Genomic DNA, 1016 nt, shown 5'->3' with positions numbered 1-1016 from the left:
ATTTGGTTTAGTGTAAATGGAAAACTCTATTTAAAACATTCTGATTTTAAGGGAGGGTTACAACTACACTTAAATATATTGTAAACCTGTAAAATGGCTTACAAATTAACTCCGCCTCCCATCAGATTATTTAACGCCTCTAAAGCGATAGATTCCTCAGTTGTTAGCTCTTCCGTTTTGGAACAACGAGGATCCATTTTCTGTACAGCTCTAGTCATAACATGTGTTAAAGGCAGTGGGTCACATCCATGCCCAGTTTCACAAACAAAATCCCATTGAGACTCTGCTTTTACATGACATGCAAAACAATTTCCTCCAAATCTATTTTTAACATCTACAAAGCCTCTAGTTAAAATTTTTGAACCTTGCGGAGAAACATCAAGTTCAAAGAACTCCCAATCATTAGTAACGGGACTGAATCCTTCATCACGTTTAACCATAACTTCAGTTGGAACTAACTGTATAACACTTCCTACAGGATATATTTCACCTGAAGAGTTATTTGCGGCTTTAACGGTTAACTTTAAATCTTCTGGCCCTATAATATTATCGACATAAAAGTGCCTAATTGGCACCATGTCTCTAATGCAGCGGAAATCGGGAGTAACAGTTTTACTTTCTTCGGCAAATACTTGAGTACATGTTAATAGCATAAGGCACAGTACTGAGGCGTTTACATATTTCATTTTTTATAGCTCCACATCATTTTTAGATATTAATTTAGGTCTCTGTACGAGATTAAAATATTAAATATAACTATTGAGTATAGGCAGCCTATAGCTTGAACTAAATATCTTACAATAATTCAGATAGTTAGAACTTGAGTTTATTAGATAAGGTTAGTTTTTATAAATCAATATGTAAACATTTGATTTATATAATTTAGTAAAATGAGATTTATGACGCGAGAAATGTAAACTTGTTTCATTCCTATGTTAGGGCTACCGCATTTACAGGGGCTGATCATACTCGATCATTTTTCACACGTTATCTTTAAAAACAAAGAGATAAAAAAA

1 protein-coding gene is annotated in these 1016 nt (G+C 33.5%); it reads right to left on the bottom strand.

Translation table 11 applies throughout. The features are described from left to right. Nucleotides 1–98: 98 nt before the first annotated feature. On the bottom strand, nucleotides 99–686 hold the full coding sequence (locus tag IEY42_RS22170; RefSeq protein ID WP_188927328.1) for a hypothetical protein: 588 nt from the start codon (nucleotides 684–686) through the stop codon (nucleotides 99–101). Between the last annotated feature and the right edge of the window lie 330 nt (nucleotides 687–1016).

This window comes from Shewanella algicola, assembly GCF_014648035.1.
GTDB classification, from domain to species: Bacteria; Pseudomonadota; Gammaproteobacteria; order Enterobacterales; family Shewanellaceae; genus Shewanella; species Shewanella algicola.
The sequence above is the reverse complement of the archived record's forward strand: the minus strand, read 5'-3'. Positions and strand labels throughout refer to the sequence as shown.

Coding starts and splice junctions, on each gene's coding strand:
- IEY42_RS22170 (WP_188927328.1), bottom strand. CDS start 686: ATGAAATATGTAAACGCCTCAGTACTGTGCCTTATGCTATTAACATGT.